General features: G+C 39.8%; 1 protein-coding gene. It reads left to right on the forward strand.

Features of this window, described 5'->3' with window-relative positions; genetic code table 11:
- Window positions 1-125: 125 nt before the first annotated feature.
- Window positions 126-428: a phage holin family protein gene (locus tag N1032_RS26660; RefSeq protein ID WP_259543676.1), complete on the forward strand. Its 303-nt coding sequence runs from the start codon at window positions 126-128 to the stop codon at window positions 426-428.
- The last annotated feature ends 158 nt before the right edge of the window (window positions 429-586 follow it).

Below are 586 nucleotides of genomic sequence, written 5' to 3' on the forward strand. Positions count from 1 at the left end.
AAATGCAATGAATGATTTACGTGAAGCTCGTTTTGAGTATGAACGTAAGATTCGTGCCCAAGGTGAGAAAATTGATGAACTGACCTTCCTAGTGGTTAAACTCTCTAATAAACTGGAGAAACTAGATGGACAGTAATTTCACACATTTCTGGCAATTCTTTCACATGTATCGCAATCAGCTAGGCTACGGCCTAGTTGCTGCGGTTATTAATGCACTGGTACACTGGAAACGTAAGGACACTGCAAGAGATTCATTTGTTGATGTAATCTTCTGTGGTGCTATTGGTTGGGGTGTTGATGGATTCCTCCGTTCACATGGTATGAATCCAGAAGGTGCTGTAATGGCTGCGGCAATGATTGGTTATATTGGTGCTCAAGGGATTAGTGAATTCCTTAAAGCTAAATTAGGATTAGGAGCATCTAAATGACTATTGAAGCTTCACAATATATTAATCAGCTTAACTCTAACTTCCCGAGGTCTACGGACCTCTTGAAGGAAGGTGATGATCATATTCGTATGATTAAAGCTAACCTCAAAAATACATTCCCAAACTTCAATGGTTCAGTGAAATGGACTTCTGATGGA

It is taken from the genome of Herbiconiux daphne (assembly GCF_024979295.1).
GTDB classification, from domain to species: domain Bacteria; phylum Actinomycetota; class Actinomycetes; order Actinomycetales; family Microbacteriaceae; genus Herbiconiux; species Herbiconiux daphnes.